Genomic DNA, 14,853 nt, shown 5'->3' on the forward strand with positions numbered 1-14,853 from the left:
GGTGTAGCTGTAACCGGTGGTGTCCGTGCCGGCCGCCGTGATCTTTTGCTTCTGAATCACTCGGCCCCAGGCGTCGTAGCAGTACACGGTGGTGACGGCGCTCTCGATAATCCGCGTGAGGCGGCCGTTCGCGTAACTGCTGGGGCAACCGGTAACGCTGTTGGCCTCGTCGTAGGCGTAGGTGATGTTCTGCGTGCTGTCCGGGTAGCTGACGGTGAGCGGGCGGTTCAGTACATCGTAGGTGGTGGTGACGGTGATGCCCTTGGCATCGGTGCGGGTCAGCACGTTGCCGGCCGCGTCGAAGGTGCGACTGGTCGTGCCGGTGTCCGGGCTTTGCTGGCCGGTGGCGTTGCTGAGGCCGTCGTAGCTGTAGGTGGTCGCCAGGTTGCTGGGATCGGTCAGCTGGGTGAGGCGGTCCAGGCTGTCGTAGGTGTACGCCGTTTTAGTGTTCTGGGTGGCGCTGTCGGTGCCGTTGTAGTTGTCGAGGGTTTGCACCAGGCGGTTGAGCGCGTCGTAGCCCAATTGGCGCTGGATGCCGAGGCCATCGGCGCTTTGCACCAGGTTGCCGTTGGAGTCGTAGCTGCCGCTGGCGCTGGCGTCGAACACGGTGTGGCTGAGGCCATCCATCACCTTGGTGAGCTGGCCCAGGGTGTTGAAGCTGCGGGTGAGGCTTTTGTGCAGCGTACCGCTGGTGTCGTAGACCTGCTCGGCGGTTTTGTTGCCGGCGGCGTCGAGGGTGTATTGCACATAGTTGCCCAGCGCATCGGTGATCTTCACCAGACGATGGGCAGCGTCATAGCCGTAGGTGGTGACGATGCCGTCCGCGTCGGTGATGGTCTGGACGGCGCCATAGGGTGTGTAGGTGAAGGTGATGGTTTGGCCGTTGATGCTGCGGGAGGCCAGCCAACCACGCGGGGTGTAGGTGAGGTCGGTGTTGACGCCGTTGATGTCGGTGAGGCGCGTGATGCGCCCGGCCCCATCGTAGGAACCGATGGTGGTGACCTGGCCGTTGGCGTTGGTGAGGGTGTGCAGGTCGCCGGCTTGATAGCAGGCGGCTCCGGGCGTGCCGCAGTTCACCGCGCTGCTGGTGAGGTAGTAGCTGTAGGTGGTGGTTTGCGTGGTGTCGGTACGTGGACTGGTGGAGGTCAGCATCAAGCCGACGAGGGGGCATTGCGTGGTGTCGGCGGCGGTGCAGTAGGTGTAGGTGCTGCGGCGAACGCCGGTGGGAACGGTGCCGCTGGTGCTGCATGTGTAGCCCGAGGCGGTGCTGCTGGTGGGGTCGATGTCGCAGCGGGCCAGCGTTTGGCCAGTGGCGTTGTAGACCCATTGAGTGGTGCTGACAGTGTTGCTATTAACATCCTGTACTGTGCGGGTCAGCGGCACACGTAGTGTGGTGTTCCAGGTGAAGTCGGCGGCTCGTTGCGAAGCGGTGTTTTGCGCGTCGATTTTCTGGGCCAACAATCCAGCAGCGTTGAAATTGAACTGCGTCGCAATCCCGTTTCCGTCCGTCTCGACATAAGGCTGGCCGATCGCATTGTACGAGTACTTCAAATTGATGGCAGGCGAGTTGCCTGTAGCGGCGCTGCTGGCGGCGCTGCTGGCGGCACTGATGTGCTGGATGCCCTGTACCACCTGGTATTGATAATTGACGTCGTGACCTAAGGCATCGCTAACTGTGGTTGATCCATCGCCGTTATACGAAAACGTAGTCTGATCTACGCCATTGGCATGCACACTCGACACACCTCGACTTTGACTATCGTATGCCCAGGTCGTATAGCGCACGCCGCTTTCATCGATAAACCCAGTAAGCAACGCACTATTGCTCGTATCTTCGTACATATACCGCTTCTGGCTCGACCCTCCAGACCATGCATAGGTGACCGTAGTTAACTCACCCGGGCCGTTATATGCATACGTAACATTCAAGCCGCCTACCGAGAGAGAAACGGGCCGATTGCTGCCATCGAGCGCAAATGAAAGCGTTCGCCCGAACGAATCCGTTACGGTGACAAGGCTGCCGCCTGTTTGGTTGTCGGTGGAATAGCTCAACGTTTGAGTTAGGCCGCTGCGTTGTCGCCATGCCGATAGACGCCCCTGACTATCGAACGTCATCGAATCGCCATTCGGATCAGCATAAACCCAACTTCCATTGACTTGACTCAATTGACCCAGCTCAGTTGACTCAGCAGTAGCCACACCGTTCGCTAGCGTAAAGAGCGTAGCCTCACCGGTTTCTCGAACGAGCTCGACGCTATCCGTAGTGATAGTGAGATTCGTTGAATAATTGTCGCGCCACACTCCATCCACGCTGTTGTAGTAGCGAATGAACTGAAGTGGGAAAGCCCCCTCCCCCCAATAGTCGGCTTCAGACTCAAACAGATTTCCCGTCGCGGAATTGATCGGCTCGCCCTTGAATGAGGTTGGGCCATTCAACTTGTCGCAGCCGCATCCGATCTGTTTGCGCGGAATGGGTTGACTCGGATCTTCGCATGCACCTGCTACGGAATTATAGGTAGTACCTGTGGCGCAACTATCCCCGGATCGCACCAGGGTAGCTGAGCTAGAACCAAGCAAATAGGCTGTATTTCCAAAACTTAGCTGGCAATACATCGCATTCGAATAAGGTCCCAGGTAAGGGCTTTGATAGGGGTATAGGAAAGACTGTCCGTAATCGGCCTGGAAGGACGGTGTTTCGACCGTGTTGACGTTGTAATAGTTGTAAGCGGCTCTGCATGCCGCATCTGCCGATAGAAACGTTCCAGACGGTCCCAAATTACTAACGATCCAAGCGTAATCGGTCGCCCTTATAGGGGAGATAAGAGCGAAGAAAATTCCAAAGATGAGTGTGACTGCCTTAAATCGCCTATGCCAGCTGACACACAGCGCCCATTTCATTTTCCGGCAAATTCCATTTCGAAATTCAGCACTAACTGACTGAGGCGACCTCATTGCAGCAACCTCGGTCGTGCGCAAGACGCTCTCAACACATTCCATTTGATTTCCCTGTTGTCGTCGACAGACCCCTCGCGAGGTTCCCCTGGAGTCGAAGCCAATTTATAGCAGCCTCTTTCGCCGCTGTCTGCCAGCCTCAACAGCCCGCGTGATAAACGGATATTTCAGTTGCGTTACTTCGCAACTGTATGCCTCGCCCTAAATGCGGCACAACCCTCCTCATTGGCGTGCCGTAGCTGAAGATCATACGGACGCGAACGGCTTATTCGCCTGACTCAGAGTTGAGCGCGTAGGCAAGTACTTGCTTGCCGCGGGATTTAGGTTCGCCGCGAGTTTGCTTCACCCCACTTCATCCCTCGCCCACTACACGTGGGCGAGGGAGAAAGGCGATGGTGAGCTATGGCTTGTTGGACGATGCGTCCTCGGCCGTCCACTTCTTCAACCAGGCATTGACCGTTTCGTGCCATTGCACGCTGTTCTGCGGCTTCAATACCCAGTGATTCTCGTCGGGGAAGGTAAGGAATTCGCTAGGAATGCCCTGGCGTTGCAGTGCGGTGAATGCGCCCAGACCTTGCGTGACGGGGATGCGGAAATCGTTGCCCGAGTGAACTACCAACATTGGCACGCGCCAGTCCTTGACGTGGTTGACCGGATTGAACTTCTCGTAGTTCTCCGGCACGTCGAATTGTGCGCCGCCGTTTTCGCGCTCCTCGAACCACAATTCTTCGGTGGCGTAATACATCATGCGCACATCGAACACGCCATCGTGATCGACCAGGCACTTCCACGGCTTGTTCCACACGCCAGCAATCCAGTAGGTCATGTAGCCGCCGTAGCTGGCACCGAGTGCACAAGCACGATCAGCGTCGAGGAAATGGTATTTGTCCAGCGCGGCCTGCCAGCCGAGCTTGAGATCTTCCAGGGGTTTGCCACCCCAATCACCTGAAATGGAGTCGGTGAAGGTCTGGCCGTAACCAGTGGAACCATGGAAGTTGATGGTGACCACCGCAAAACCCTGGCCCGCATAAGTCTGCGGATTCCAGCGATAGCTCCAGTCGTTGCTCATCGCGCCCTGCGGGCCGCCGTGGATGATGAAGGCGACGGGATATTTGTGGCCTGCCTTGTACTCCACCGGCTTCACCACGTAGCCCTGCACGGCTTCGTTGTTCCAACCCTTGAAGGTGAAGAACTCCGCCTCGCCCATCTTGGCATTCTTTAGGCGCTCCGCATTGAAATGCGTGACCTGCTTCAGGCCCTTGCCTTCGATGGTGACGGTGTAGAGGTCGGCGGGGCGCTTGAGATCGTCTCGCGCCAGCAATATACGTTTTCCGGCTACGGCGTAGCTGCTGACGGCGCCGTTGCTCACCAGCTTGTCGACCTTGCCACTGGCGGTGTCCACGGCAAAGAGCGGATGCTGCCCTTCATCATCGGCAGCTGCGAACAAAGTTTTGCCATCGCCGCTTATCTGCATACCGCTTGGCGAACGATCCCAGGAAGGATCGACTTCGCGCGTAGCACCTGTCGCCAGATCCATCGCCATGATGGCGAAGCGGTCTGCCTCGAAGCCGGGGGTTTTCATGGCGAGGTAGTAAAGGGTCTTGCCGTCCGGCGAAGGTACGGGGTAGGCATCCCAGGCATTGTTCGCCTCAGTGAGGTTCTGCGGATTGGATGCACCATCCGCCGGTATCTTATAGACGTCGAAGTTGGTGGACCACGGCTCGCTGTTGCCCGCGATGCGCACGTCGAAATACACGGTGTTGCCATCCGGCGAGAAAGCGAATTCACTGTCGTCGCCAAAGGGCCTGCTGGGGACATCACCGTCGATGCCGCGGCTCAACAAGGTCGGTTCCGCCGACAGGCTGCCGTCGGCGCCGAAGTGGGCGATGTAGAGCTGGTTGCGGCGACCATCCGCCCACGTATCCCAGTGGCGCACGAACAGCTTTTGATAAACCGTGCCGGTGGACTTGTCCTTGGCGCGGCCATCGAGGCGCTCTTTCGTGCAGGCCAGATCGTTGCAATCGGTAAACACTGCGTAGGACAGCAGCACGCTCTTGCCATCCGGCGAGAGTTTGTAGGCTTCGATGTCCAACGGCCCATGGCTTACCTGCACGGGTGTTACAGCGTGCAGATCAAGGGCGTCTTTGTTTACAGCAAAGTCCAAGCGCCAGAGTTGAGCCGTCTCGCTTGCCGGCGCTATGTAGTAGAGGCTGTGGTCATCCGCCGACCAGCGCGGCGACGAAACCCCTTTTGCCACCAGCTTGATCGGCTCGCTGCCCGCCTTTGCCAGGTCCAACACGTAAAGCGCGCTTACACCCTTGTTGGCTACGTAGTCCGTGCTGCGCACGCTAAAGGCCGCATACCTTCCATCCGGCGACAACTGAGGGTCGCTGACACGATCCAGCATCACCAGGTCGTGCACATTGAAGGCATGTGGGGAGCCGCTTTCAACCGGCACACCATTCGTAGCGGCCACGGCGGGCACAGCCCACGCCAACAGCAAGGCAGCAAGCAAAGGCTTCATGGAAACTCCTTGATATCGTGAAGCCCTTGACGGTAAGGGGGGCTACCTTTCCGTGCAAGCTCCTCATTCCGGAAGCCATTCTCTGTGGCAGACCCAGCAAACAGCGGGTCGCATCACATTCCAACGAAAGTCCTGGCACAGAACGTGCGGCAATATAGCCTAAACACCAGGGGGAAAAACGATGTCACGCCAGTGCTCATCCGCGGGCTTTACCTTGATTGAATTGATGATCGTGGTGGCGATCGTTGCCATTCTGGCAGCTATCGCCATACCGATGTATCAGATTTATGTCGCTCGCTCGCAAGTGACGGCGGCGCTCGCTGAAATCAGCCCCGGGCGCACGGCCTATGAGTTGTTGATTGACGCCGGTGTGCAGACCAATGGCACGTACGAGAACGTCGATAACCTTGGCCTGCCAGCCGCCACTCCGCGCTGCAACATCACAGCAGCCGCTCCCACTAATGGTCAGGGCACCATTACCTGCGCGTTCGTAACGTCATCGACCTTGCTTAATAACGGGCACGTCACCTGGCAACGAAGCAGCAGTGGGGATTGGCAATGCATCTCGCCCGACCTGCCCAGCAACGTACTGCCAGCTGGCTGCAGCAATAATTGACCCAAAGTAGTGACCAATAACGTCACTCCTTGACCCAATTCGTCCATTGGCAAAATTCCTATCCGATGGAGTCCACAGTTCTAATATTTCTGTCCTACCGGGAGGTTGCCGGCTACTGAGACCCCATGCACAATCCCGCCACCTTCGGTAATACCGGTAGCACTAGGCCGGAGGAATGGCATATATAGTGCTACCCACAGCGAGAGCTTCCTGATTGTTCCTGACCTCGTGTTGGGGCCGGTTCCAAAAAACGCGGAACTCGGGCGGGGCGCAGGGGGCGAGAGTAACGGTCATTCGACCCAAACAGAGGAACCATCATGAAGAGCATGCAAAAGGGCTTTACCCTGATCGAACTGATGATCGTGGTTGCGATCATCGCCATCTTGGCAGCCATCGCCATTCCGCAGTACCAGGCTTATGTAATCCGTTCGCAGGTCAACCGCGTCATGGGTGAAGCCGGGGATCAGAAAGTAGTTGTTGAAGACTGTCTTAATAACGGTGGCACGCTTGGCACGGGTAGTTGCCAGGAGACCGCATCGAGCTCCGACCTTCTGAATCCGAGCAAGCCGGTGATCACTTTGGGCGCTGCTGGTGCTCAGTCGACGATCGTTGCTACTTTCGGTAATCATGCCAATACGGCCATCGCAACCAACACCTTGACCTGGACCCGTACGGGAAGCGGCTCATGGTCCTGTGCGACCACGGTTAACGCCAAGTACGCTCCCACGAGCTGCCCGTAAGGCTAACTGAAGTATCGTTTAAAGAGGGCCGCCCAAAGGCGGCCCTCGTTCTATTTAGAGAGCGCTGGAATTCATCATGTCACTTGCGTCTAGTCGCTACCAAGTCAGATACCTCTTGGCTCTATTGGTGACGCTAGTACTTACTGCCGTGGCGTTTTGGCCAGCATTGTCGGGTGGATTTATCTTCGACGACTACCCGATCTTCGCGGAAAACCCGGTTGCTCATGTCACATGGAACTGGCAGTCATGGCAAGCACTTTGGACATGGTCACATGCCAACATCCAGCGCCCCCTGGCGATGTTCAGTTATGCGCTCAACTACGCGCTGGGCGGTGAAACATGGGGCTTCAAAGCGGTCAACCTGGCACTGCATCTGCTGAATACAGTTCTTGTATGGCTGCTCAGCCGACGTCTACTGGTAACCGGATGGGCTCTTTCATCGGCAAACCAAAACACACCAGCCCGTCAGATTGATTTTTGGGCGATAGGCCTCACCCTCGCCTGGGCGATTCACCCGCTGCAAGTTTCCACCGTGATGTACGTAGTACAGCGCATGGAACTGATGGGATATACCTTTACGCTGCTGGCGCTGTTGGCTTACTGGCGTGCGCGTCGGCTACAGCAAATGGGTCAGTACGCGTGGCCATGGTTGCTACTTTGCGGTGGACTCACGCTTATCGGTTATTACGCGAAGGAAACGGCAGTACTGGTAGCTGGTTACGCTTTTTTATTGGAGCTTACCGTGCTGCGCTTTGCAGCCTACCGCCCCGCCGTAAGTCGCGCATGGAAGGTAGCCTATGCGCTGGCTGTTATCTCGGCCATTGCCATTTTCCTTGGGTATCTGCTCCCTCACTATGCAACGGCATCGGCTTACGCCGACCGTGGCTACTCTGCATGGCAACGCGAATTGACCCAGTTGCGCGTATTGCCCATGTATCTCGACTGGAGCCTGCTGCCGCTGCCAAGTCGACTGTATTTCTACTATGACAATTATTCGGTATCCACAAGCCTTCTCGACCCTATAAGCACTTTGCTTGGGGGGCTATTTCTCATCTTCTTGCTTTCGCTCGCCCTTTGGATGCGCCACCGGCGCCCCTTACTGGCCTTAGGCATAGGCTGGTTCTTCGTAGCGCAAACGCTTACCAGCAGTCCTCTTCCATTGGAGTTGGTATTTGAGCATCGCAACTATCCCGCGCTGTTCGGAGTCTTGCTAGCGATAACCGATCTCCTATGGTTGATTCAAAGCCGTTTACAGTCACGGCTCATCGTCATTATTGCTCCTATTCTTATCCTCAATCTGGCGGTGCTGACTACCTTGCGCGCCGCGACTTGGGGAAATCCTCTCTTGCTCTCGTCAACGCTGGCTCAAAACAACCCTGATTCCTCGCGAGCAGCACTCGATTTAGCCCGTCACTACATAGTGATATCGGGCGACGATCCTCAAAAGCCCATCTATGCTCTCGGCATCCGCGAACTGCAACGAGCAGCAGCACTGCCTTCTTCAACGATAATGCCGGAAGATGCACTACTGATTCAGGCTGCCAATCACCCTGGACTCGACAGTGCTCCCTTGTGGGCTAGCCTGGAAAACAAACTAAGGACCCGCCCCTTGGGGCCGGAAACCTACCTGGTGCTTAGTGGACTACTACAAGCTCGTTTCAGCAGCAACGTCAACATTGATGTGCACCAATTAGCTCGCGCCTATGCAATTGCCGTTGCACGCGATCCCAGTCGCATAGGACTCCACGTGCAATATGCTGAGCTAGCCTACCGTGGGTTGCACGATCCTGCGCTTGCCATCGATCAATGGCAACAGGCAGTAGCTCTCCAGAAAGATTCACGCGGCTACAGTATTGAGCTGACGAAGTATCTGATCGACAACCAGCGCGGCCAAGAGGCGCAGGCCGTTATCGCCAAGGCTCAAGCATTACAGCCCTCCTTGCTTAAAGACCCCGAGCTGATAGATCTTTACAACAAAGCCAAGCAACAGATCGACCAAACACAAGCCGCGCAACCTAGCCAATTGGCCTACCCGCATCCATCGAACTGACAAGGTTATGATTCGTTCGTAAGCGATCGTTATGATATCGGGATGAATTTAACCTCCTTCCGGCCAATCCGATACCAACCATCCTTCAGTGAGCCTTGCCACGGGGACGAGAAATGAGTTCGTGGGGCCACGCTCGAAATAGCTGGGTGCTATTGGCCAGTACGTTGTGCATCACGATAGCGGTATATTGGCCGGGACTTTCCGGCGGCTGGTTGTTTGACGACTATCCAAATATCGTCGATAACCCCGGTGTGCAGCCCCACGAAGTCAGCATCGCTTCGTTGACAAGTGCAGCACTTTCCTCGCCTGCTAGCGATTTCAAACGCCCGCTCGCCTCTCTCAGCTTTGCACTCAATTACCTGGCAGGCGGCCTTAATCCCTTCTGGATGAAGCTCAGCAATCTGATCATTCATTTACTGAATGGATTGCTCGTCTTTTTGCTTACGCGTCAACTGCTCAATCAGGTGCAGCCCCAGTCGGGGAAAGAGCACAACGGGCTGGTTGCTGTGTTAATTGCGCTTGGGTGGATGTTGCTACCTATCAATCTGACGTCCGTGCTCTACACTGTGCAGCGCATGGAGAGCATGGCAACCCTGTTTGTATTGCTTGGATTAGTGGGTTATGTGGAAGGCCGCCGGCGCATGCTTTCGCTTTCTGGCATTCCGCCGCTCGCCCAAAGCGCAAGTTTGGATGGTTTTGTCGTTGCCCTATGCAGCATAGTCACAATGACTGTAGTAGGGCTGCTGGCTAAAGAAACCGCCGTGATGCTGCCCTTGTATGCCTTCCTGATTGAATGGATCGTCTTTGGGTTTAAACGTGCAGGGTACACAGGAGATACCCGTGTCCTGCGCGATCGACGTGTCGTCTGGCTCTTCTTCTTTCTGCTGCTGCTTCCGGCCATTGTAGGTCTGGCAGTCATCGCCCCAGGCTTATCGGAGCCCTCTACATGGGCCACCCGAGACTTCAACCTACACACGCGGCTATTGAGCGAAGCGCGCGTCGTCGTTGATTACATCATCTGGACAGTATTACCGTCACCGCACGCGCTGTCGTTCTATCACGACGATTTCAAGATTTCGACTTCGCTGCTATCTCCCTGGACAACACTCGCCTGCATCATCTGTCTGATCGCCTTGGTGGCAATAGTTTTCCGGCTCCGCACGCGACGCCCGTTGATAGCGCTTGGCATCGCCCTCTTCCTTGGATGCCACCTTCTGACAGCCACCATTCTTCCTTTGGAGCTGGTGTACGAACACCGCAATTACTTCGCGAGCTTGGGTATATTGATCGCCCTCATGCCATTCCTGGCGTTCCCCGGCGTCAACGACATAAGCGCACGGACGCGACTGCTATGTCGCGTGTTGATTGGTACATTGATGCTGCTCTGGGCTGCCGAGACTTCACTCACTGCCATAGCGTGGGGCGACCCCTTGAAGCTCGCCGAGACTCTCGCCGTGCGCGGGCCTGATTCGCCACGCGCACAATATGAGCTAGGCAGAACTCTCATCATCTATTCCGAGTACGACCCACTTTCCCCATTCACCAAGATGGCCTATGCACCGCTGGAGAGAGCAGCAAGCCTGCCTGGGTCATCGATTCTTCCGGAGCAGGCCCTGATCTTCATGAACGCACGCATGCATCGGCCACTCGAAGAAGCATGGTGGAAAAGCATGATTGCCAAGCTGAAAGCGCACAAGCCCGGCGTACAAGATGAGAGTTCGCTAGGTGCCCTCACACAATGCGCGCGCGACAATGAATGCAATCTACCAAAAGACGCCATGATCAATGCGTTTTCAGCAGCACTATCGCATCCGGATCCTAGCGCGCGTCTACTAGACACATATGGTGATTACGCCTGGAATGTACTAAACGATCATGCACTAGGACAGCGAATGATCGAAGCTGCCGTCCAAGCTCAACCCTATGAACCTGCTTATCATATTTCTCTGGCAAGAATGCAGATTGCCCTCGGACACACCGCCGAAGCAGAAGAGCAATTGAAACAACTTGAAGCACTCAATATCGGAGGTAGATTGAATAGGGATATCTTCGAATTACGCAGATTATTGCGTAAGACCTCTTGAGGACGAAATTTCGCTGGCCACTTCTACCGAAGGCTTCAAGCTATGACCGATACACAAAATTTGCCATTCATTGTTTTTGGCTCACCTCTCATCGAGCAAGCGGAGATCGATGAAGTGGTTGCATGTATGCAATCCGCGTGGCTGGGCACCGGTCCACGGGTGGCGCAGTTTGAGTCGGATTTCGCCAATTACAAAGGGCTACAACCCATTCATGTCGCTGCAGTAAATTCATGCACTGCAGCGCTACATGTCAGTATGGTCGCCGCGGGAATTGAGGCAGGGAGCGAGGTCATCACCACACCTATGACTTTCTGTGCATCGGTCAACGCCATCATCCATGCCGGGTTGAAGCCGGTGCTGGCAGATGTGGACCCCCGTACGCAAAATATCTTACCCTCCGCGATCGAAGCCGCCATTACGCCACGTACCCGCGCGATACTTCCAGTGCATTTTGCAGGGCGCCCCTGCGATATGGATGCAATTACGCAGATCGCAAGAAAGCATGGGCTCTTGATCATCGAAGACTGCGCCCACGCCATTGAAACCACCTATCACGGCAAACAGGCAGGCACCTTCGGCGATTTCGGCTGCTTCAGCTTTTACGCCACCAAGAATGTGGCGACCGGTGAAGGAGGCATGATCGTCAGCCACAATCAAGAATTCATCGCTCGCGCAAAAGTGTTAGCACTCCATGGCATGAGCAAGGATGCATGGCATCGTTTTGGAGATAAAGGCTACAAGCACTACCAGGTGGTGGAGGCTGGCTTCAAATACAACATGATGGACCTTCAAGCTGCCATTGGCATCCACCAGCTCGCACGAGTGGAAACCAGCTGGAAGCGCCGCGAAGCGATCTGGCAGTACTACATGCAAGCCTTCGCTGACCTTCCTGTCGAACTACCTGCCGCACCCGATGCAAATACCCGCCACGCTTACCATCTATTTACAGTTATGATCGATGAGTCGCTTACCGGCATTTCCCGCGACGCGTTTCTCAATACCATGAATGCTGCACGCATTGGCACAGGAGTGCATTATCTCTCTGTGCCTGAACATCCCTACTACCAACAACACTACGGTTGGCGGCCTGAGCAATGGCCCAATGCGACGCGCCTTGGCCGTCAAACTGTTAGCTTACCGTTATCACCAAAACTCAGCGATGGCGATGTTGAACGCATTGTCGCTACGGTGAAACGCTGCCTAAGAAGTGGTCCTTGATGACTGTCATCAAGTCCAAAGCTGTGGTGGCCATCCGGTACCCATCCGACGAATCTTACTCTGCGGAGGTGAATACAGAATCGTCGAGTTGCGGGCTCGATTTCTGGTTATCTCCTATTGCACTACGCTGGACGGCAACGTATCTAAATGCCGTTCCCGCGATAATACAGATCGAAAATGGAGAACGAAGCGCCAGAACTTTTTGCTTGCTCCGGCGCCTGCCATTAGGCTTCGCGTTGGCATGTTCGTATCCGTATGGTTATATAGTAGGTGACGAAGATTTATTCTGGTCTTCAATCAACGAGATTTCTCGTGAATTTTCACGACGAAGAATACTGAGACTGGAAATGGCCTTCACTGGACCATACCTCAGCCAATGGGATGAGCATCCGCGCGATCACACTGGCCTATTAAATTCCCATTCATTAGACGCTGTGCGGCACGTCTTCCACCTTCGTCCAGAAGACTCAGCATCTCTTGAAGGACGCTTTGATTCAAATATCCGCTGGTCAATCCGAAAAGCTGCGCGCAGCGGCTGCACGATACGTCGCGCTTGCATTAACGATGTGGAGCTACTTCAATCACTCTATGCAAACACCATGCGCTCAAAAGGGGCTCCTGTTAACTATGGGCAGGCCCGCTGGGAGGGCATCCTCTCAGAAATGGAGGCGCGGGATAAGGGATGTATTTACATCGGTGAAATTAATGGCGACGCTCGCGGCATGGCTGCTGTCGTGGATGGCAAAGTATCTCGTCACCTCATTCAACTCGCAGTCCCGCCTGATGCGCACTCGTCCAGACTGGGTGAATTACTCGTTGCCACCGCCATGCACGATGCCAGAGCTGGCGGCAAGTACTTTTTCGACTTCATGGCGAGCTCCAAGACAGACGCAGGCTTGATCGCATACAAAGCAAAATGGGGCACAGACTGTGAGCCCGTCAACTATGTCGTCATCAAGGGTATTTCCGGAATGCAATTTCTTATTGATGCAGGCCGATGGTTCAACCGCGTAGGAGCCCGTTTTCGTGGGCTATAATCACGCACGTAGCTTTTTCATTTTGCTGAGCACCAACGTGATTACCAAGATCTGTTGGGCTCTCACTCTGTTGCTACTGTTGCGTGGCTTGGGGGTAGAGTCCTTCGGGGTACTTGCGACTCTATGGTCGGCCGCAAGTATTGCAGCGGGTCTCACGGATCTTGGCTCCGGGCAAGTTCTATTGCGCGAGGGCTCGCGCAACCATTCTTTGGCACAGCCACTTGCCATTCAAGCAATGATTATCCAGTCGGCCCTGACTTGCCTCATCGCTCTCATACTTTCCATTGGCGCCTGGTGGCTAGTTCCCATGGCCAATCTTAGCCCCGCACAGCGGGCCTGCGTTATCGTCTTAGGCATACTAACTCCGTTAGTGGACTGGTTCCAGTCGCTCTTTACCGTATACAGCCAAATCGGTGGGCGGTACGGAGTCTACTCTCGGATACGTTCTATACGCTTTATTGCGGTACTCGCGTGCTTGGCGCTAGCTGTTGCCGCAGGCGGAAAGATAGTTGCCGTGAGCGTTACATATTTCTTGCTCACTACTGCGTTTGCGCTATGGATGGCAAAGGAAACTTGGCCCTTGCTCCCAAGGCCAAGTAATGGTTCAGAGCCATTACCTTATAAACAATTAATTAAACAAGGCATTCCCTTCCTTGTCGTCATGACATTAACTCTTGCCTATGGCCGAATAGAAGTGTCGACTCTCGGCTCGTTTGGGTATATCTCTATTGCAGGCGCTTATCACATTATCTATCAATTAGTTCTTCTGATGTATTCGGTAAGCGGAATGTTTTTCACAGTACTGAATCCGAGACTTTATAGCCATCGTGGGGATCGCGCAGCACTAGTATCCGATTTTCGGGAGACTGCGAGATGGCTATCTTTGCTTACTTGGCTGACCACCCCTTCTTTGTTCATATTTGCACATCCAATTCTAGTCCTTATAGGAGGAAGTGGCTTTGACATCTATGCGAATATGTTTCGAGTGCTACTATTATTAATAATTCTGATAGCTCCAGCCTCTACTTCCCTTAACTTCTTGCTTCCTTTAGACAGGCTACATGCACGAGTAATATGCGACGTCGTCGGCATCGCAATGACCACGGCCGGTGTCATTTTATGTTGCCTACAATCACACCCTGAATATACAGCGTACGCTGCCGTGGTTGGCTACACCTTAGCAGCTACCGCAGCACATTCCATTATTCATGGCATGCTACCAGGTTCGACATTCGCGCTATTTAGCGAATACCTGAGCGCGGCTTCCAGGGCACTTCCTTCTACGCTGATAACTTGGTTTGCACCAGGCCCGTGGTGGTTCAGAGCAAGCATTGGCGCTCTTTCTTTTTGTTGCCTTTTATTAGTCACGCGACACCCGATCAGCCAACATCTTCGATTAAGGCGCTTATCTACTTAAGGAAATTGGCATGCAAAAATCGAAAGCCACTTGCCATATAAAGCGAAATCCAGCCGGCTTGAGGAAATACACTGGAGAATGCGTGTGGATGCTTGAGTCGGAGAGCCTCGTAAGAGAGAGCCTCCCACTTTCCGCTGACATTTATTGCGTGATTCAGCCCGGCTCCCAAAGCCCATATTTCAGAACTCCATCAGCTGAAAGCGACTTTGCATATG

General features: G+C 54.8%; 8 protein-coding genes and 2 pseudogenes. 7 read left to right on the forward strand and 3 right to left on the reverse strand.

The window, feature by feature from the left end; all coding sequences use genetic code 11:
* The 3 genes and pseudogenes from ISP18_RS00190 to ISP18_RS00200 form a co-directional block, all read right to left on the reverse strand.
* Positions 1-2,115 (reverse strand): annotated as a pseudogene (locus ISP18_RS00190) (RHS repeat protein); the annotation flags it as partial.
* Between the two features lie 111 nt (positions 2,116-2,226).
* A pseudogene (locus ISP18_RS00195) lies at positions 2,227-2,997 on the reverse strand (DUF6531 domain-containing protein); the annotation flags it as partial.
* 355 nt (positions 2,998-3,352) lie between these two features.
* Positions 3,353-5,476 carry a S9 family peptidase gene (locus tag ISP18_RS00200; RefSeq protein ID WP_380007489.1) on the reverse strand — a complete coding sequence of 708 codons (2,124 nt, stop codon included), beginning with the start codon at positions 5,474-5,476 and terminating at the stop codon, positions 3,353-3,355.
* A gap of 181 nt (positions 5,477-5,657) precedes the next feature.
* On the opposite strand from ISP18_RS00200, the gene ISP18_RS00205 reads away from it, so the two are divergent.
* From ISP18_RS00205 to ISP18_RS00235, 7 genes are all read left to right on the forward strand, one after another.
* Complete coding sequence (locus tag ISP18_RS00205; RefSeq protein WP_380007486.1) at positions 5,658-6,092, forward strand: pilin; 435 nt, start codon at positions 5,658-5,660, stop codon at positions 6,090-6,092.
* Positions 6,093-6,409: 317 nt separating this feature from the next.
* The gene (locus ISP18_RS00210; RefSeq protein ID WP_380007483.1) at positions 6,410-6,832 is read left to right on the forward strand and encodes a pilin; all 423 of its coding nucleotides are present in this window, start codon (positions 6,410-6,412) and stop codon (positions 6,830-6,832) included.
* A gap of 76 nt (positions 6,833-6,908) precedes the next feature.
* Positions 6,909-8,882, forward strand: coding sequence for a hypothetical protein (locus tag ISP18_RS00215; protein WP_380007480.1), 1,974 nt, complete (start codon positions 6,909-6,911; stop codon positions 8,880-8,882).
* Positions 8,883-9,028: 146 nt separating this feature from the next.
* Positions 9,029-10,966 carry a tetratricopeptide repeat protein gene (locus ISP18_RS00220; protein ID WP_380010907.1) on the forward strand — a complete coding sequence of 646 codons (1,938 nt, stop codon included), beginning with the start codon at positions 9,029-9,031 and terminating at the stop codon, positions 10,964-10,966.
* A gap of 42 nt (positions 10,967-11,008) precedes the next feature.
* Positions 11,009-12,184: a DegT/DnrJ/EryC1/StrS family aminotransferase gene (locus ISP18_RS00225; protein WP_380007477.1), complete on the forward strand. Its 1,176-nt coding sequence runs from the start codon at positions 11,009-11,011 to the stop codon at positions 12,182-12,184.
* Complete coding sequence (locus tag ISP18_RS00230; RefSeq protein ID WP_380007474.1) at positions 12,184-13,221, forward strand: GNAT family N-acetyltransferase; 1,038 nt, start codon at positions 12,184-12,186, stop codon at positions 13,219-13,221. The genes ISP18_RS00225 and ISP18_RS00230 overlap by 1 nt, the downstream gene beginning before the upstream one ends.
* Positions 13,211-14,638, forward strand: coding sequence for a lipopolysaccharide biosynthesis protein (locus tag ISP18_RS00235; RefSeq protein ID WP_380007471.1), 1,428 nt, complete (start codon positions 13,211-13,213; stop codon positions 14,636-14,638). The genes ISP18_RS00230 and ISP18_RS00235 overlap by 11 nt, the downstream gene beginning before the upstream one ends.
* Positions 14,639-14,853 lie beyond the last annotated feature (215 nt).

Source organism: Dyella humi, from assembly GCF_044904605.1.
Classification (GTDB): domain Bacteria; phylum Pseudomonadota; class Gammaproteobacteria; order Xanthomonadales; family Rhodanobacteraceae; genus Dyella_B; species Dyella_B humi.